Origin of the sequence: Bradyrhizobium liaoningense, assembly GCF_018130825.1 — a bacterium.
Lineage (GTDB): Bacteria > Pseudomonadota > Alphaproteobacteria > Rhizobiales > Xanthobacteraceae > Bradyrhizobium > Bradyrhizobium liaoningense_B.
The window spans coordinates 34,339-51,592 of the sequence record NZ_JAFCJS010000016.1 but is presented as its reverse complement, the minus strand read 5'-3'; the positions used below and the strand labels follow the sequence as shown (position 1 = coordinate 51,592).

Sequence of the window (17,254 nt, the reverse complement as noted above, 5' to 3'; positions counted from 1 at the left end):
GCTGCTCGTAACTCCGCCCCATGGCAACACCTCCTCCAGGAAGTGTTGCACTTCGTTTGTGAACTCAGGGGACCCATTACCCCTGGGAGGGGTTTGGCGAAGATTGGTGGTTCGGTACTGTGATCTTCCGCGGTCGAAAGATCACGCGGTATGGGTCCTGGCTTTCGCCAGGACGACACCGAGAGAGTTACAGCCCACCCTTGGCCAGCCGCTTCATCACCTCGTCGAGCTGATCGAGGTTGCGGTAGTTGATCTGCACGGAGCCGCCGGGATCGCGGTGATTGACGGTGACCTTGAGGCCGAGCGCATCACTGACGCGCTTCTCCAGGTCGATCGTGTCGGGGTCCTTTTCTTTACCGCCGGTGCTGCGCGCCTTCTGCGGCTTGCGCTCCGGCACGCCCTCTTCATGCGCGAGCGCCTCGGCCTGACGGACGTTGAGGCCTTCCTCGACGATGCGCTTGGCCGCGGCGAGCGGGTCGGGCACGCCGATCAGTGCGCGGGCGTGGCCCGCGGTCAATTCACCGGTCGCGATGAAGGCCTGCACCTCGGCCGGCAGCTTGGTCAGCCGCATCATGTTGGCGACGTGGCTGCGGCTCTTGCCGACGACCCTTGCGATGTCGTCCTGGCTGCGTTTGAACTCGTTGGCGAGCGCGTGATAGCCCTGCGCCTCTTCCATCGGGTTGAGATCCTCGCGCTGCACGTTCTCGACGATCGCGAACTCCAGCGCGTCGCTGTCGCTGATGTCGACCGGCACGATCGGCACTTCGTGCAGGCCCGCCATCTGCGAGGCGCGCCAGCGCCGTTCGCCGGCGATGATCTCGTAGCGATCCTGCGCGCCCTTCACGGGGCGCACCACGATCGGCTGGATCACGCCGTGCTGCTTGATGGAGTCGCTGAGCTCCTTCAGCTCCGTGTCCGAAAAGGTGCGGCGCGGATTGCGCGGATTGGCCTTGATGAATTCGATCGGCACCTTGCGCTGTGCGCGCGGACGATCGACATGCTGAGCCTCGCCGCCGACGTCACCGATCAGACTTGCAAGACCCCGGCCCAGTCGCGAACGCGCTTCGTCGGCCATCGCCAGCTCCCTTGGATTCACGGTGCAGCACTCCAGAACTGAATTTCAAATCGTACATCGTAGGGTGGGTTAGCCCCGCAGATGCGCGAAGCGCATCTGCTCGGCGTAACCCACCTTCTCTGTTTCCGCGGAGATCGACAGTGGTGGGTTACGCCTTCGGCTAACCCACCCTACGGCCCTACGGCAGCGTCAATGCGTCGTGCGCAGCTCGCGCTCGCGCTGGATCACTTCGGTGGCGAGGCGCAAGTAAGCTTCGCTGCCGACGCATTTGAGATCGTAGACCAGCACCGGCTTGCCGTAGGACGGCGCTTCCGAGATGCGCACGTTGCGCGGGATCATGGTCTTGTAGACCTTCTCGCCCATGAACTGACGGACGTCGGCGACGACCTGGTTCGAGAGGTTGTTGCGCGAGTCGAACATGGTCAGCACGATGCCGTGGATCGACAGGTTCGGATTCAGCGTCGAGCGCACCTGCTCCACCGTCTGCAGCAATTGCGACAGACCTTCGAGCGCGAAGAACTCGCATTGCAGCGGCACCAGGATCGCATCGGAGGCCGCCATCGCATTCACCGTGAGCAGGTTGAGCGAGGGCGGGCAGTCGATCAGCACATAGGTGTAGTCGGCATCCGGCGAGACGTTGTTGTTGAGCGCGCCGATCGCGTCGCGCAGCTTGAAGGCGCGGCCGGGCGTGGTGCCGAGCTCGAGCTCGAGGCCGGAGAGATCCATGGTCGAGGGCGCGATGTGCAGCCGCGGCACCGCGGTCGAGACCACGGCTTCGCGCAGAGGCGCTTCACCGATCAGCACATCATAGGTCGAGCAGGAGCGGCTGCGGCGGTCGATGCCGAGGCCGGTCGAGGCGTTGCCCTGCGGATCGAGATCGACGATCAGGACGCGCTCGCCAATCGCAGCGAGCGCCGTGCCGAGGTTGATCGCTGTGGTTGTTTTTCCCACACCGCCCTTCTGATTCGCCAGCGCCAGGATGCGCGGATGACCGTGCGGGACCTCGGCCTTCTCCTGGTCGGTCTGTTCTTGCTGCGGCTCGTCAATCACGCTCATCGAAATTCCCCACTCCCCCTGAACGCCTCACCCACGCCGTTCGGCGGCACTCAGCTCCACGATCCAACCGTCGCCGGTCCGGCTTGGGTGGAGCTGCGGCTGAATATTCCAATATTTAGCGGCTTCGGTCAATTCAGCCTCTACATCTTGACCCTTGAGAAACAACGCCTTTGCGCCCTGGCGCATCAGCGGCTCCGCAAAGCCGATGAGTTGATGTAGCGGAGCCAGTGCACGCGCGGTGACGCAATCGACGGGGCCGGTGATTCTATCCACATTATCCCCGATCTCAGCGAGATGTACGACTCCCGGAGATGCGGTGACGCGAATCGCTTCGCGCAGGAATGCCGCCTTCTTGGCGATTCGCTCGACGAGATGGACGCTCGCTCCGGGTGTCCCAGCCATGGCGCAGGCGAGGACGACGCCGGGAAAGCCGCCGCCGCTGCCGAAATCGGCCCAGCGCTTTGCGGCCGGCGCCAGATCGACGAGCTGGAGCGAATCGGCGATGTGCCGGGTCCAGAGGTTTGGCAGGGTCGAGGGCGCGACGAGATTGGTCTTGGCCTGCCACTCCCGGAGCAGCGCGATGTAGCGGTCGAGCCGCTCCTCAGTTTCACGTGAAACGGGCGCGAGCTTGAGTGCCGCAGCCTTGTCGGCCGCGATGATGGCATCCAACGACTGATCGTTGGCGCTGGCCTTGTCGATCCTGGGTTTGGCCGGTGTCGGTTCTGATCGACGACCCGCGCCCTCACCCGCTCCGGGTCGTCGCGATAGCGGCCTGTCCACGCCCGGTCCGCGCTGTTTCACGTGAAACGCCTATGCGATTGCTTTGGAAGTCTTCCGTGCCTCGCGGCGGAGATAGGCCGCGAGAATGCCGAGCGCCGCCGGCGTCATGCCATCGATCCGGCCGGCCTGGCCGACGGTGAACGGCCGGGCCTTCTCCAGCTTGGCGCGGACCTCGTTGGAGAGACCGGGCACCAGCTGGTAGTCCACCTCCGACAGCACCATCCCCTCGTCGCGCCGGAAGGCTTCGACGTCGGCGCTCTGGCGCTCCAGATAGACATCGTATTTGGCGTCAATCTCGAGATGGGTGGCGATGACGGGATCGATGCTGGACAGCTCCGGCCAGATCGCGCGGACCTGGCTCCAGCCGATCTCCGGATAGGCCATCAGCTCGAAGGCCGAGCGGCGCTGGCCATCCCGGTTCAGGGACAACCCGTGCTTGATCGCCTCGTTCGGGGTGATGGTCAGCGACCTCGACAGGGTCCGGGCGGCGTTCAGGACGTCCATCTTGGCGCGATGATGCCGGGTCCGGGCACTGCCGACGCAGCCGAGCGCGATTCCCTTCTCGGTCAGGCGCTGGTCGGCATTGTCGGCCCGCAGGGTCAGCCGATACTCGGCGCGCGAGGTGAACATCCGATAGGGTTCGCTGATCCCGCGGGTGACGAGGTCATCGATCATCACGCCGAGATAGCCGTCTGCGCGGTCGAAGACAGTCAACGCAGAGACGCTGGCAGAGAGCGCAGCGTTCAGGCCAGCCACGATGCCCTGCCCGGCAGCCTCTTCGTATCCGGTGGTGCCGTTGATCTGCCCGGCCAGGAACAGACCACGCAGACGCTTGGTCTGCAGGGTCGGATCGAGCTCGCGGGGATCGATGTGATCGTATTCGATGGCATAGCCGGGGCGGACCATCTTCACCCGCTCAAGGCCGGGAATGCTGGCGAGGATCGCGAGCTGAACCTCTTCCGGCAGCGAGGTCGAGATGCCGTTGGGATAGACGGTCGTATCGTCAAGCCCCTCCGGCTCCAGGAAGATCTGGTGGCCGTCGCGGTCGCCGAAGCGGACGATCTTGTCCTCAATCGAGGGGCAATAGCGGGGACCGGAGCTCTTGATCTGGCCGGAGTACATCGGGGAGCGATGGACATTGGCCCGGATCACCTCATGGGTCGCGGCCGTGGTCCGGGTGATGCCGCACTGGATCTGCGGGGTCGTGATCCGCTCGGTCATCACCGAGAAGGGCTCCGGCGGCTCGTCTCCGGGCTGCATTTCGACCGCCGACCAGTCGATCGTGGTGCCGTCCAGACGCGGCGGCGTCCCGGTCTTGAGCCGTCCAAGGGTGAATCCGGCCCGCTCGAAGGAGCTGGAAAGACCCATCGCAGGCGCCTCGCCGACCCGGCCGGCGGGCCAGTTCTTCTCGCCGAGATGGATCAGACCGCGCAGGAAGGTCCCCGTGGTAACGACAACGGCCCCTGCCCGAAGCTCCCGGCCATCAGCCAGACGCAGTCCGGTGACCCGTCCCTCGACCACGATCAGCTCGTCAGCCTCGCCCTCGATGACGGAAAGGCCCTCGGTCTCCCGGATCGCGGTCTGCATCGCGGCGGCATAGAGCTTCCGATCGGCCTGGGCCCGCGGACCACGCACGGCCGGGCCCTTCCGACGATTGAGAACGCGAAACTGGATACCGCCGGCATCGCCCACACGGCCCATCAGACCGTCGAGAGCATCGACCTCGCGGACCAGATGGCCCTTCCCGAGACCGCCGATGGCGGGATTGCAGGACATCGCGCCGACCGTGGAGAAACGATGCGTCACCAGAGCGGTCGCCGCGCCGATCCGGGCAGAAGCAGCCGCGGCCTCACAGCCGGCGTGGCCGCCGCCAATCACGATGACGTCGAAACTCTTTCGCTCTGTTCGCATGGGCGGACTTCTATCCCAGAGCGGAAAAAGCCGGAAGTAGAAACTGGGTGGGGCAGTGTTTCACGTGAAACAGGGTGTCTCGGCGCGGAAGGCTTTTTGACGAAAACAACCCCATGCACAGTAGACGCGGCGTTGAGCGGACTACTGTTTCACGTGAAACACGATCAGGTCCGAGCCCAGAAAGGGGATTGCATAGTCGACCTCTCACCGCGTTGGGCACGGGTCGGGAGAGGACGACACCGACCAGCCTACTCCGTCATTGCGAGCGCAGCGAAGCAATCCAGAATCCCTCCGCGGAAGCAGTCTGGATTGCTTCGTTGCAGGGCTCCTCGCAATGACGAGGTTGGGGCGCAGGCCGCCGGCCCAATTCCTCGTTGCTGGTGGCGGGAATATCAGATCCCGCAGACGAAACCTGAAAGGCCGAACGGCGCACCGCTGTTTCACGTGAAACAGGAGGGAACCGATCCCCGTCTATTAGTAAAGGCTGTAGCCCGGATGGAGCGCAGCGAAATCCGGGGCTGGGCGTCTGGCCGGGCGAGCTGTCCCGGATTGCGCTGCGCTCCATCCGGGCTACAAGGCTGGAACAGCGAGCCAGCGTTTCATGTGAAACACAAGAAATGGAACAAGTGCTAGTTCTACAATGAAGAACTAGCGCTACTTTCCAATGCAGAATTTCTGGAAAATGGCCCCGAGGACGTCCTCGACATCCACCCGGCCCAGCAGGCGCCCCAGAGCATACGCGGCGGCACGCAGCTCTTCGGCCGCGAGCTCTTCGCCCTCTTCTACAAGCTCCAGACTCCGGCGCAAGCTGCCTGACGCCTGGCGCAACAGATCGCGCTGGCGGGCCCGGGTCACCAAGGCGCCCTCGGTCGTCCCGAAGAAGCTGGCCGCGAATTTGACGAGCGCAGCGACCAGCTCAGGAATGCCATCGCCCCGGCTTGCCGAGATCCCGAACTCTCCCGGCTCGGATCCCCCGACCCCGCCAAGGTCGATCTTGTTGCGCACGATCCAGACCGAGCTGGATCGATCGTCTTCGGATGTCCGCAACGACCGCATTGCCTCGGGACCGACCGGCCCCTCACCCTCGACCAGCCACAAGACCAGGTCCGCGTCCTCGGCCCGCGCCCGTGCGCGGCGCACACCTTCCTGCTCGACCGGATCGTCGGTCTCGCGAATGCCGGCGGTGTCGATGACCGTGACGGGATAGCCGTCGAGATCGAGCTGCACCTCGATCACGTCACGCGTGGTGCCGGCATGCGGCGACACGATCGCGACGTCGCGGCGCGCGAGCTGATTCATCAGCGTCGACTTGCCGACATTCGGCTCGCCCGCGATCGCAACCACGAGGCCGTCGCGCAGACGTTCAGAATGTCCCTGTGCCGCAAGCACATTTGCAATTTCGTCGTGCAGCGCTTCGATCGCTTTCACCGCCGGCGCCCTCAGCTCCGCCGGCACGTCGCCTTCATCGGAAAAATCGATGCCGGCCTCGATCAGCGCGGACGCCTCGATGATGCGCTCACGCCAGTCGCGCGCGCGGTCACCAAGCAGGCCCTGCAGCTGACGCAGCGCCTGGCGACGTTGCCGGTCGGTGTCGGCGTGAATGAGGTCGTCGAGGCCCTCGGCCTCGGTCAGGTCGAGCTTGCCGTTCTCGAAGGCGCGCCGGGTGAACTCGCCGGGCTCGGCCGCGCGCGTATTCGGAATAACAGAAATCGCGGCGAGGAGCGCCGCCAGCACCGCGCGGCCGCCATGGACGTGGAATTCGGCGATGTCCTCGCCGGTCGCGCTGCCCGGCCCTGGAAACCAGAGCACGACAGCGTCGTCGATCGGCTGGCCCGCGCCGTCCCTGAGCAACCGGCGGCTCGCCTGCCGCGGCGCCGGCGATTGGCCCGCGAGCGTCGTCAGCACCAGGCCGGCCTGCGAGCCCGACACGCGCACCACGGCGATCGCGCTGGGCGCCCGGCCGGATGACAGCGCAAAAATGGTCTGGTCTCGCGGATGCATGGCCTATTTGTCCGGCTGCCAGTGAAAAGGCAAACATCCGTTTTTAGCCGGCCAGCGCCGGGATTTTGCCGCACCAGATCTCGCAACAATTTATGCTGCATCGCAATAATCCCGCAGCATTTTTGCTGCAAGAATACGCCCTTGCACGGCGGAAAGGCCGGCGGCAATTCAAGTATTATTTTGATATATCAACAGATTAAAAGACGCCCCGAACTTCGGTGGCTGGCTGCCATTCATGCTGCACTTCGCTGCAGCAAAGCCGCAACAAAAAGGGCGCCCGAAGGCGCCCTCTGATCTTTGCTGCACTGCACTCAGGTGTTCATGGAGTCGAAGAACTCCGAATTGCTCTTGGTCGACCGCAGCTTGTCGAGCAGGAAGTCGATCGCGTCCATCGTGCCCATCGGATTGAGGATACGGCGGAGCACGTACATCTTCTTGAGCACTTGCGGATCGGTGATGAGCTCCTCCTTGCGGGTACCGGAGCGCGAGATGTCGATCGCCGGGAAGGTGCGCTTGTCCGAGACCTTGCGGTCCAGGATCAGTTCCGAGTTACCGGTGCCCTTGAACTCTTCGAAGATGACTTCGTCCATACGGCTGCCGGTATCGACCAGCGCGGTCGCGATGATGGTCAGCGAGCCGCCCTCCTCGATGTTGCGGGCGGCACCGAAGAAGCGCTTCGGGCGCTGCAGCGCGTTGGCGTCGACACCGCCGGTCAGCACCTTGCCGGATGACGGCACCACGGTGTTGTAGGCGCGGCCGAGGCGCGTGATCGAATCGAGCAGGATCACGACGTCGCGGCCATGCTCGACCAGGCGCTTGGCTTTCTCGATCACCATTTCGGCGACCTGGACGTGGCGCACCGCCGGCTCGTCGAAGGTCGACGACACGACCTCGCCCTTCACCGAGCGCTGCATGTCCGTGACTTCTTCCGGACGCTCGTCGATCAGCAGCACGATCAGATAGCATTCGGGATGATTGTGCGTGATCGAGTGCGCGATGTTCTGCATCAGCACGGTTTTACCGGTGCGCGGCGGCGCGACGATCAGCGCGCGCTGGCCCTTGCCGATTGGGGCTACGATGTCGATCACGCGTGCAGACAGGTCTTTCCGCGTCGGATCGTCGATCTCCATACGGAAACGCTGGTTCGGAAACAGCGGCGTGAGGTTGTCGAAATTGACCTTGTGCTTGGCCTTTTCCGGGTCCTCGAAATTGAGCGTGTTGACCTTCAGCAGCGCGAAGTAGCGCTCGCCCTCTTTCGGGCTGCGGATGTGGCCTTCGATGGTGTCGCCGGTGCGCAGGCCGAAACGGCGAATCTGCGAGGGCGAAACGTAGATATCGTCCGGGCCCGGCAGATAATTGGCATCGGGCGAGCGGAGGAAGCCGAAACCGTCGGAGAGCACCTCGACGACGCCTTCGCCGACGATGTCGGTCTCGGCCAGCGAGAGCTGCTTGAGGATGGCGAACAGCAGCTCCTGCTTACGCATGGTGCTGGCGTTCTCGACCCCATTCTCTTCCGCGAACGAGACGAGCTCGGCCGGGGTTTTCGACTTGAGGTCCTGGAGTTTAATTTCCCGCATTGGGGTGGTCCTGTGGGGTAACCTTGGAAGGGGTGCGAGGAGGCTCTGAAATGCGGACGTGAGAAGATAAGGTCCGCAGGTCTGGCAAGGAGAGTGCCGGTGAGGCTTCAAACCTGATGCGGTGTCCGGCCTCTGGAAAGCTCAGACACAACCACATCCGCCTGCGTTGGGTGGGATATCGATAATATAGAAAATCGCTCCCTTCTCCGCAAGCCGAAGCGCTGAGCTAAACCGCGCGGGGCTTGCCTAGAACGGCTTCACGATCACCATGATGACGATGAGAATCATCAAAACGGTCGGCACCTCATTGATAATCCGATAGAATTTCTGGCTTCGCGGACGCCTATCGGCGGCGAAATCCTTGAGCCAGCGGGAAAAAAAGCCGTGGACCGCCGACAACACCAGGACCAATGCCAGTTTTACGTGCAGCCAGCCAAATGTGAACCAGTGGCCGGACCAGGCGAGAAAGAGCCCAGCGAGCCAGGTGACGATCATGGCCGGGTTGATGATCGCCTTGAGCAGCCGGCGTTCCATGACCTTGAACGTCTCCGACTGCTTCGAGCCGATCTCGGCGTCGCAGTGATAGACGAACAGTCGCGGCAGATAGAGCATGCCCGCCATCCAGGAGATGACGGCGATCACATGCAGCGCCTTGATCCAGAGATAGACGTCTTCGAACATTTTCGCGGCCCGGATTGATGCCCAGCGAAAGGAGCTGGGGATAGTAAGAACCCGTTAAGGTCTTACCCTGCACACATATCCGTCCGTAGCGCCTTCCTCAAATCTAGAATCTTAGATTCTTAAAGGTTTGAGTCTTAGTGACCGTGGATTGGACTCACGCAATTTCGTCCGCGCGTTCACGCGCGCTTGTTCACATTCCTCAACATATCCTGCGCCAGTTCGGCTTGTTCCGATAAGCCGTCCGGACTCAAAGGCTTGCGTCCGCTCGTCGGCAGCTTATCAAGGGGGTTATCCGCGCAATCCCGCTTCCCGCTTGAAGAGCCGCCGGACTTGTTCTGACGGGCACCGGTGTGAAGAAAATTGGCACTTGTCCCGTCCCTGGTGTCGCACATCCCTTTCCGAGCGGTTAAGCTCCACAGAAATCCACAAACCACCCCGCCCTCATCCCAAGAGTTTTTGTGCCGACCTCGAACAATTATTTCCATCTGCACCTGGTCTCCGACTCCACCGGCGAGACGCTGATCACGGTCGCGCGCGCCGTCGCCGCGCAGTATGCCAACGTGACGCCGGTCGAGCATGTCTATCCGCTGGTGCGGAGCCAGAAGCAGCTCGACCGGGTGCTCGACGAGATCGAGGAAGCGCCGGGGATCGTGCTGTTCACGCTGCTCGAGAAGGATCTGGTCGCCAGGCTCGAGGACAAGTGCAAGCAGATCAATGTTCCGAGCCTCTCGATCATCGGGCCGGTGATGCAGCTGTTCGAAGCCTATCTGGGAGCTGCGACCACGGGCCGCGTCGGCGCCCAGCACGTGCTCAACGCGGAATATTTCAAGCGCATCGACGCGTTGAACTACACGATGATCCATGACGATGGTCAGCATGTCGAAGGTCTCGACGACGCCGACGTGGTCCTGGTCGGTGTGTCCCGCACCTCGAAGACGCCGACATCGATCTATCTCGCCAATCGCGGCATCCGCACCGCCAACGTGCCGCTCGTGCCCGGCATTCCCGTGCCGGCGCAGCTGGAGACGCTGACGCGCCCGCTGGTGGTGAGCTTGCACGCGACGCCGGAACGCCTGATCCAGATCCGCCAGAACCGCCTGCTCTCCATGGGCGCCGAATCCGGCAGCGACACCTATACCGACAGACAGTCGGTCACCGAGGAGGTCGCGTTCGCGCGCAAGCTGAGCGCCAAGCACGATTGGCCGCTGCTCGACGTCACGCGGCGCTCGATCGAGGAAACCGCCGCGGCGATCATGAAGCTCTACAGCGACCGCCAGCGCAACCGGCCGTCGGAATAGTTTCCGCGATGGCTCTGTGGCTCGGCAAAACTCCGTTGATCCTGGCCTCGCAAAGCAGCGCGCGGAAAATGCTGCTGGCCAATGCCGGGCTCGCATTCGAAGCCGTCACGGCTGACATCGACGAGCGCGGCATCCAGGCGAGCTCCAATCTCGGAGATCCGCGCGAGATCGCGCTGCTCCTGGCCCGCGAAAAGGCCAAGGCGGTCTCTGCCGATCGTGCCGGAAGCTATGTGATCGGCGCCGATCAGACACTGGCCCTTGGGAGCCGTCTCTTCAACAAGCCGGCCGGCCGCCCGCAGGCGCTGGCGCAACTGCGCGATCTCGCCGGCAACAGCCACGAGCTGAATTCCGCCGTGGCCGTGGCGCGGGACGGCAAGATCGTTTTCGAGGATGTTTCGGTGGCGCGCATGACCATGCGGCAGATGGGCGAGGCCGAACTCTCGGCCTATCTCGACGCCGCCGGCGATGCCGTGACCAGAAGCGTCGGCTCCTATCAGCTCGAGGGCCTCGGCATCCATCTGTTCGAGCGCATCGAGGGCGACCATTTCACCATTCTCGGCCTGCCGCTGCTGCCGCTGCTTGCGTTCCTGCGGAGCGAACAGCTAATTGCGGTGTGAATGACAGAGATGGCAGGGCGCTGATGCGGATCCTGGGACTGACCGGCTCGATCGGAATGGGCAAATCCACCACCGCGAAATTGTTCGCGGAAGCCGGTGTGCCCGTCTACGACGCCGATGCCGCCGTGCATCAGCTCTATGAGGGCGAGGCCGCGCCGGCGATCGAGGCCGCCTTCCCCGGCACCACCGTGAACGGCAAGGTCGATCGAACAAAACTATCGGCGCGCGTAGTGCACGATCCCGCCGCGATCAAGCAGCTCGAGCAGATCGTCCATCCGATGCTCGGCGCCTCCCGGAAGAAGTTCTTCGCCGACGCCGAGGCCGCCAAGGCGCCGGTCGTGGTTCTCGACATCCCGCTCTTGTTTGAAACCGGCGGCGAGAAGCGGGTCGACGCGGTGGTCGTGGTGTCGACATCGCCGGAACTCCAGCGTGAGCGGGTGCTGGCGCGCGGCACGATGGACGAGGCCAAGCTCGATGCCATCATCGCCAAGCAGACGCCCGATGCCGAGAAGCGCAAGCGGGCCGATTTCGTGGTGGATACCTCACACGGACTTGAGCCGGTGCGCGCCCAAATCAAGCACATCCTGACCGAGGTCGTTAAGATGCCGCAGCGGCGAGCCTGATTCGCCGTCTCACACGGCCTCCCGATCATGCGCGAAATCGTCCTCGACACCGAAACCACCGGCCTCGATCCGCTCCGCGGCGATCGACTGGTCGAAATCGGCTGCGTCGAGATATTCAACCGCATGCCGACGGGACAGACGTATCACGTCTATATCAACCCCGAACGGGACATGCCGGCGGAGGCCTTCGCGGTGCACGGGCTGTCGGCCGAATTCCTCTCGACCAAGCCGCTGTTCAACGAGGTCGTCGATGCGTTTCTGGAGTTCATCGGCGATGCGCCGCTGGTGATCCACAACGCCTCGTTCGACATCAGCTTCATCAATGCCGAGCTGGACCGGATCAAGCGCGCGGCGATCCCGCGCGAGCGGCTGGTCGATACGCTGCTGCTGGCGCGCCGCAAGCATCCCGGCGTGTCGAACCGGCTCGACGATCTCTGCTCGCGCTATTCGATCGACAATTCACACCGCACCAAGCACGGCGCGCTGCTCGACGCCGAACTGCTTGCTGAAGTCTATGTCGATCTGGTGGGAGCGCGGCAGTCGCAGCTGCTGCTGGCTTCGGACGCCGAAGAAATTCGCGTCAGTACGGCCGGCGACGCGCCGCGGCGGCAGCGTTTGGTGCCGCTCGCGCCGCGGGTTTCAGATGCCGAGCGGGAGGCCCATCGGGCCTTCATCGCAACGATGGGCGAAAAGGCGATCTGGAACGAGTTTTTGCCCGCTCCAGCGATCGCCGATCCGGCTGGTTAGGATCGCAAGTTAGGCCTGGCCGGTCTGGCCACCCTGGGCGGCCATCTGCCGTTCCATGTTCTGGCGATAGAGACCGACGAAATCGACCGGGTCCAGCATCAGCGGCGGGAACCCGCCGTCGCGCACCGCGGTGGCGATGATCTCACGGGCGAACGGGAACAGGAGCCGCGGGCATTCGATCATGACCAGCGGGTGCAGGTTCTCCTTCGGCACGTTGACGATCCGGAACACGCCGGCATAGGCGAGCTCGAACGAGAACATCACCTTGCCCGCGGTCTCGGCCTTGCCTTCGACCGTCAGCGTCACCTCGAACTCCTGCTCGCTGAGGTTATTGGCGCCGACATTGATCTGGATGTTGATCTGGGGCGGTTGGCCCTGCTGCTGGAGCGAGCTCGGCGCGTTCGGATTTTCGAACGACAGGTCCTTGGTATATTGCGCCAGCACGTTGAGCTGGGGAGCCTGGGCCGCCTCGGGAGGGGTACCGTTACCGTTGGTCATAGAAGTGTCTCCTTACCCGATTGGGCTGAATTTCGCGGCGGTTGGCTAACATAGGGCTGCCTCGTTCCACAAGGACGAACGGTCCCGGACGGGGGATTCAGGCCGTGCCCGCAACTGTGACGTTCCGAGCGGACTTTAGGCGAAATCGCGCCTTAAACGATTGAAGATACGCGATTTCCGCCCAGGATCGGGTTTCCCCTTAAGCATAAAACGCGCTACACTCACCGCTGTGCCAAAAGGCGCCATTGGCCGGGCAAGATTTCGTGCCTACATCCCAGGGACCAGACGCGCGGGACCCAAAATGGTGATGTAGACTTGCCGTTCTCGTATGGAACGGTCTACTGGCCGGATCGATTTTCCCGGCAACGACGCCAAAGCGAAGACCCAGAAGCAAAGACCAGAAAGCGAATACGACGTGGATATCTACACCATCATCTTCCTGGCGTTGGCGGTCTTCATCTTTCTGAGGCTGCGCAGCGTGCTGGGGCAGCGCACGGGCAACGAGCGGCCGCCGTTCGATCACACTGCCGCCCGCAATGCGCTGGGAGGTGCCCAGGACAAGAACGTCGTGACCATGCCGGGCAAGGTGATCGACCAGGCCCCGTTGGCGCCGACGGTCGAGCCGACCGTGCCCAGCGATCGCTGGAAGGGTCTGGCTGAACCGGGCACCGCACTCGCCCAGGGTCTCGATGCCATCGTCGACAAGGATTCCACCTTCGATCCGCGCCACTTCATCTCGGGCGCCCGCGGCGCCTATGAGATGATCGTGCTGGCCTTTGCCAATGGCGATCGCCGCGCGCTGCGCGACCTCTTGTCGTCGGAGGTCTATGAGAGCTTCGACGCCGCGATCAAGGAGCGCGAGAAGAACGAGCAGAAGACCGAGACGCGCTTCGTCTCGATCGACAAGGCGGAGCTGGTCGGTGCCGAGTTGCGCGACCGGACCGCCCAGCTCACGATCCGCTTCGTCTCGCAGATGATCTCGGCCACCCGCGACAAGGCCGGCAACATCGTCGACGGCAGTGCCGACACGGTTGCCGACATCACCGATATCTGGACTTTCGCCCGCGACACCACCTCTCGCGATCCGAACTGGAAGCTGGTTGGCACCGGAAGCGCGAATTAAGCTCCTTCTCAAGAACAGCGCGACGGCGTTCTGCGCGGGTGTCGTCGTGCTGTCGACGTTTTCGCTCGGCGCCGAGGCGGCGCGGCGCCACTACCGCAGCCACCATCACCATCCGCCGCAATTGGCAGCCAGCCCGCCGCGGGCCTTGCCCTATCCGCAGCTACCCCTGCCGTTCGAGATATCAGGCGCGCAATATCTGCCGCTGGCCTGGGCCGACGTGAAGGGCTGGGGCGACGACGATCATCTCGCCGCCTACAAGACATTTCGCGCCAGCTGCAAGACGATCAACGCACAGAACGGCGCGCCCGAGCCCAAGAATGAATACAAGGCGCTGGGGGCATCGCTGAGCGAGCCCTGCCGGGTCGCCAAATCGCTCGAGCTCGGCGACGACGCCAAGGCAAAGACTTTCTTCGAGGAGAATTTTGCGCCGCTGCGCATCTCCCGCTTAGGGGAGCCCGACGGTTTCGTCACCGGCTATTACGAGCCGGTGCTCGAGGGATCGCGCACGCAGACCGACGTCTACAATGTCCCGGTCTATCGCCGGCCCTCGAACCTGTTCGTGCGCGGCTACAAGCAGGACTCGGTCAGCCTGCCCAACAAGGGCCCGGTCTACCGCAAGATCGGCCGCCGCAAGCTGGTGCCCTATTACGATCGCGGCGAGATCGAGGACGGCAAGATCGCCGGCCGTGGCCTCGAGGTTGCCTGGCTGAAGGATCCGACCGATCTGTTGTTCGCGCAGATCCAGGGCTCGGCGCGGATCAAGTTCGAGGACGGCACGACGCTCCGGCTCAATTACGACGCCTACAACGGTTATCCCTACACGGCGGTGGGACGCATCCTGATCGAGCGCGGCATCATTCCGAAGGAGGAGATGTCGATGCAGAAGATCAGGGAATGGATGGCGCAGAATCCGGATGGTGCCAAGGAGCTGCGCCGCCAGAACCGCGCCTACATTTTCTTCCGCGAGGTCAACCTCTCCGACAAGGACGAGGCGGTGGGCGCGCAAGGCATTCCGCTGACGGCGGGACGCTCGATCGCGGTCGACAAATCGCTGCACGTCTACGGCACGCCGTTCTTCATCGAGGGCGAGCTGCCGATCGATTCCGAACGATCCAAGACGCCGTTCCACCGCCTGATGATCGCGCAGGACACCGGTTCGGCCATCATCGGCCCCGCGCGTGCGGATCTCTATTTCGGCGCCGGGCAGGAAGCCGGCCGTGTCTCCGGCCGGCTGCGCCATCCTATGCATTTCGTCATGTTGGTCCCGAAGGGCCTCGATCCCGCGGCACGCGCCGCGCGGCTGCCGGTACCGGATCCGCGTCCCTCGGAGAACATCGCAAAACTGTTTCCGCAAACCGATCCCGCCAGGACGGGCGCGCCTGCTGCTGCGCCCGCCGCGGCGCAAGGCAAGAACGAAACGGTTGCCATCGCCGGCCCTGTCCCGCTACCGGTGCCGCGTCCCGCGATCGAGCCTGTCCCTGAGCCGCGGCGGCCCGTGAAGAATCGTCCCCATCGGCAGCAATGAAGCGATCGTCCCGTCCGCCCGTGCTGGAGCCTCGCCCCTCGCCGCGCCGCCGCGCGCTGAGCGAGGATGAGCGCGCGCTGTGGGATACGGTCGCAAGACAGGTCAAGCCGCTCAGGAAGCATCGCGTGGCCAAGGCGCATGCCGCGCCGCCTGCCGGACCTTCGCCCGTAGCCCAGGTGACCCGGCCTTCGCCACCGGCAAGGCCGGCTGCCACTGCATCGGCGCCGCGGCCTGCGAAACCGCAGGTCCCGCCCTTGGCGCCGCTCGGCAAGCGCGAGCGGACAAAATTGTCGCGCGGGCGCAGCGAGATCGAGGCGCGGCTCGACCTGCACGGCATGACCCAGATGCGCGCCCATCGCGCGCTGACCGGCTTCCTGCACCGCGCCCATCACGACGGCCTGACCTTCGTGCTCGTCATCACCGGCAAGGGACGCAGCGGCGGCGAAAGCGGCGTGCTCCGCCGCCAGGTGCCGGAATGGCTGAGCCTGCCGGAATTCCGCGCCTTCGTCGTCGGCTTCGAGACCGCCCATATCGGCCATGGCGGCGAGGGCGCGCTGTATGTGCGGATCAGGCGGGCGAGAATTTAAAACGGCCGGACGATTCCGACGCGTGGGATCAGTGTGATGATCAGGCCGAAGATGTTTGTCTTCCGGTCCTCCGCCGGAATCAACGGAGCTTCCCGCTTTGCCGGCAGCATCTTCACCGCATGCAGGATCAGGATCATGCAGACCGCCCAGTTCGAGATCCAGCGCGAATAGTCGAACACCATCGCGAACATCACGAGAAAAGCGAGGCTGACGCCTGTTAGCGCCGCGATGACGAGCCGCTTGTGCAGATCGCTGGCGAGCGCGCCGATCAGGCTCGCGAAGAAGCGCCACAGCGGCGTGTGCAGCCAGATCAGCAGCGCGAACACGGGCACGCCGAGGATGTTGTGCGGCAGGCGGCCCCAGGTGTCCGAGATTTCCTTCGCCAGCGGCTGATACCAGATGTAGGCGAACTGCAAGAGGTCAGTGCGGGACGGATCGGCCATCCGGGTCTTCAGGTAGGCGACGAAGTCCGCTTCCGGGATCGGCATCGTTCCCAGGAACTGCGCGGCGAAGAACAGCGCGGAGACGACGGCGAAGGCGATCACGCCGAATGCGACGTTGGTGCGATTGCTGCCATAAGCGAGATAGTGCCTGATCACCACGATGGTGATGATCGTCGGCACATACATCAGGAGATGAATGTGGTGGATCAGCACCAGCACGATCGAGAACAGCGCCGCCAAAGCCACGAACAGCAACGAGCGCGCCGGCATCAGCAAGAGGACGATCGCCAGCGCGCAGCCATAGATGTCGAAATGGCCGAGCGTGTGCATGAAATTCTTCAGGAAGAACGGCGAGCCTGCTGTGAACACGAACAGCGGCAGCGTCTTCGCGGTGAAGCCGAACGTCCTCTGGAACAGCTTTGCGTACAGCCCTGATGTCACCAGCCATGTCGCCCCGCCCAGTGCGAACACCAGCCAGACCGGCACCTTGTCGGTGAACAGCGCGACGATCGCCCCGATCAGCGCGCGCTTGATGAAGCCGAAATGGTAGTCGACGAGGAGATGGATATAGGGGACGTAAGGCGGCAGCTGGATCTTGTGAACGAACACGCCGACGATGATTGCGGCGTTGATCGCGAGCAGCAGGCGCCAGGGGTTTTGCAGGATGCTAGCGGGCACGTGGCACCCGGCGTGCGCCAACCACCGCCGTCGT

The 17,254-nt window shown here is 63.7% G+C and carries 16 protein-coding genes; 7 read left to right on the top strand and 9 right to left on the bottom strand.

From position 1 onward, the window contains the following. Positions 1–187: 187 nt before the first annotated feature. The 7 genes from JQ603_RS37420 to hemJ form a co-directional block, all read right to left on the bottom strand. Positions 188–1,075 (bottom strand): ParB/RepB/Spo0J family partition protein, encoded by an 888-nt coding sequence (locus tag JQ603_RS37420; RefSeq protein ID WP_212348505.1) that lies wholly within the window; start codon positions 1,073–1,075, stop codon positions 188–190. Positions 1,076–1,264: 189 nt separating this feature from the next. Continuing rightward, positions 1,265–2,131, bottom strand: coding sequence for a ParA family protein (locus JQ603_RS37415; protein ID WP_212348502.1), 867 nt, complete (start codon positions 2,129–2,131; stop codon positions 1,265–1,267). 27 nt (positions 2,132–2,158) lie between these two features. Continuing rightward, a complete protein-coding gene (gene rsmG / locus JQ603_RS37410; protein ID WP_212348499.1) occupies positions 2,159–2,800 on the bottom strand; it encodes a 16S rRNA (guanine(527)-N(7))-methyltransferase RsmG in 642 nt (213 codons plus the stop codon). Between the two features lie 141 nt (positions 2,801–2,941). Then, positions 2,942–4,822 (bottom strand): tRNA uridine-5-carboxymethylaminomethyl(34) synthesis enzyme MnmG, encoded by a 1,881-nt coding sequence (mnmG, locus tag JQ603_RS37405; protein WP_212348496.1) that lies wholly within the window; start codon positions 4,820–4,822, stop codon positions 2,942–2,944. 654 nt (positions 4,823–5,476) lie between these two features. Further along, positions 5,477–6,823, bottom strand: coding sequence for a tRNA uridine-5-carboxymethylaminomethyl(34) synthesis GTPase MnmE (mnmE, locus tag JQ603_RS37400; RefSeq protein WP_212348494.1), 1,347 nt, complete (start codon positions 6,821–6,823; stop codon positions 5,477–5,479). A 311-nt stretch (positions 6,824–7,134) separates the two neighbouring features. Beyond that, positions 7,135–8,400 carry a transcription termination factor Rho gene (gene rho / locus JQ603_RS37395; RefSeq protein ID WP_011083462.1) on the bottom strand — a complete coding sequence of 422 codons (1,266 nt, stop codon included), beginning with the start codon at positions 8,398–8,400 and terminating at the stop codon, positions 7,135–7,137. Between the two features lie 246 nt (positions 8,401–8,646). After that, a complete protein-coding gene (gene hemJ, locus JQ603_RS37390) occupies positions 8,647–9,081 on the bottom strand; it encodes a protoporphyrinogen oxidase HemJ (RefSeq protein WP_212348490.1) in 435 nt (144 codons plus the stop codon). Positions 9,082–9,539: 458 nt separating this feature from the next. Between hemJ and JQ603_RS37385 the strand changes: the two genes are divergently transcribed. From JQ603_RS37385 to dnaQ, 4 genes are read left to right on the top strand one after another with little or no spacing between them, the layout of a single operon-like run. Continuing rightward, positions 9,540–10,379, top strand: coding sequence for a pyruvate, water dikinase regulatory protein (locus JQ603_RS37385; RefSeq protein WP_018646025.1), 840 nt, complete (start codon positions 9,540–9,542; stop codon positions 10,377–10,379). An 8-nt stretch (positions 10,380–10,387) separates the two neighbouring features. Continuing rightward, entirely contained in the window at positions 10,388–10,996 is a 609-nt protein-coding gene (locus JQ603_RS37380) for a Maf family nucleotide pyrophosphatase (protein ID WP_212348487.1), read from the top strand. A gap of 23 nt (positions 10,997–11,019) precedes the next feature. Continuing rightward, positions 11,020–11,619, top strand: coding sequence for a dephospho-CoA kinase (coaE, locus tag JQ603_RS37375; RefSeq protein WP_212348484.1), 600 nt, complete (start codon positions 11,020–11,022; stop codon positions 11,617–11,619). Positions 11,620–11,646: 27 nt separating this feature from the next. After that, the gene (gene dnaQ / locus JQ603_RS37370) at positions 11,647–12,366 is read left to right on the top strand and encodes a DNA polymerase III subunit epsilon (RefSeq protein ID WP_212348481.1); all 720 of its coding nucleotides are present in this window, start codon (positions 11,647–11,649) and stop codon (positions 12,364–12,366) included. A gap of 9 nt (positions 12,367–12,375) precedes the next feature. Here the strand turns inward: dnaQ and secB are convergent, their stop codons facing one another. Next, positions 12,376–12,864, bottom strand: a complete 489-nt coding sequence (gene secB, locus JQ603_RS37365; RefSeq protein WP_018646030.1) for a protein-export chaperone SecB — start codon at positions 12,862–12,864, stop codon at positions 12,376–12,378. Between the two features lie 415 nt (positions 12,865–13,279). On the opposite strand from secB, the gene JQ603_RS37360 reads away from it, so the two are divergent. Genes JQ603_RS37360 through JQ603_RS37350 form a run of 3 tightly spaced genes read left to right on the top strand, consistent with a single transcriptional unit; the run spans position 13,280 to position 16,099 of the window. After that, positions 13,280–13,987: a Tim44/TimA family putative adaptor protein gene (locus JQ603_RS37360; protein ID WP_212348477.1), complete on the top strand. Its 708-nt coding sequence runs from the start codon at positions 13,280–13,282 to the stop codon at positions 13,985–13,987. After that, complete coding sequence (mltA, locus tag JQ603_RS37355; RefSeq protein WP_212348474.1) at positions 13,965–15,512, top strand: murein transglycosylase A; 1,548 nt, start codon at positions 13,965–13,967, stop codon at positions 15,510–15,512. The genes JQ603_RS37360 and mltA overlap by 23 nt, the downstream gene beginning before the upstream one ends. Then, entirely contained in the window at positions 15,509–16,099 is a 591-nt protein-coding gene (locus tag JQ603_RS37350; RefSeq protein WP_212348471.1) for a Smr/MutS family protein, read from the top strand. Before mltA ends, JQ603_RS37350 begins: the two co-directional genes overlap by 4 nt. Here the strand turns inward: JQ603_RS37350 and JQ603_RS37345 are convergent. Continuing rightward, positions 16,096–17,220: a hypothetical protein gene (locus tag JQ603_RS37345; RefSeq protein WP_212348468.1), complete on the bottom strand. Its 1,125-nt coding sequence runs from the start codon at positions 17,218–17,220 to the stop codon at positions 16,096–16,098. The two genes, JQ603_RS37350 and JQ603_RS37345, sit on opposite strands and share 4 nt — an antisense overlap. Between the last annotated feature and the right edge of the window lie 34 nt (positions 17,221–17,254).

What these genes read in the sequence shown, in the direction of transcription:
- JQ603_RS37420 (WP_212348505.1), bottom strand. Translation starts at nt 1,075, where the DNA reads ATGGCCGACGAAGCGCGTTCGCGACTGGGCCGGGGTCTTGCAAGTCTG.
- JQ603_RS37415 (WP_212348502.1), bottom strand. Translation starts at nt 2,131, where the DNA reads ATGAGCGTGATTGACGAGCCGCAGCAAGAACAGACCGACCAGGAGAAG.
- mnmG (WP_212348496.1), bottom strand. Translation starts at nt 4,822, where the DNA reads ATGCGAACAGAGCGAAAGAGTTTCGACGTCATCGTGATTGGCGGCGGC.
- mnmE (WP_212348494.1), bottom strand. Translation starts at nt 6,823, where the DNA reads ATGCATCCGCGAGACCAGACCATTTTTGCGCTGTCATCCGGCCGGGCG.
- rho (WP_011083462.1), bottom strand. Translation starts at nt 8,400, where the DNA reads ATGCGGGAAATTAAACTCCAGGACCTCAAGTCGAAAACCCCGGCCGAG.
- hemJ (WP_212348490.1), bottom strand. Translation starts at nt 9,081, where the DNA reads ATGTTCGAAGACGTCTATCTCTGGATCAAGGCGCTGCATGTGATCGCC.
- JQ603_RS37380 (WP_212348487.1), top strand. Translation starts at nt 10,388, where the DNA reads ATGGCTCTGTGGCTCGGCAAAACTCCGTTGATCCTGGCCTCGCAAAGC.
- coaE (WP_212348484.1), top strand. Translation starts at nt 11,020, where the DNA reads ATGCGGATCCTGGGACTGACCGGCTCGATCGGAATGGGCAAATCCACC.
- dnaQ (WP_212348481.1), top strand. Translation starts at nt 11,647, where the DNA reads ATGCGCGAAATCGTCCTCGACACCGAAACCACCGGCCTCGATCCGCTC.
- secB (WP_018646030.1), bottom strand. Translation starts at nt 12,864, where the DNA reads ATGACCAACGGTAACGGTACCCCTCCCGAGGCGGCCCAGGCTCCCCAG.
- JQ603_RS37350 (WP_212348471.1), top strand. Translation starts at nt 15,509, where the DNA reads ATGAAGCGATCGTCCCGTCCGCCCGTGCTGGAGCCTCGCCCCTCGCCG.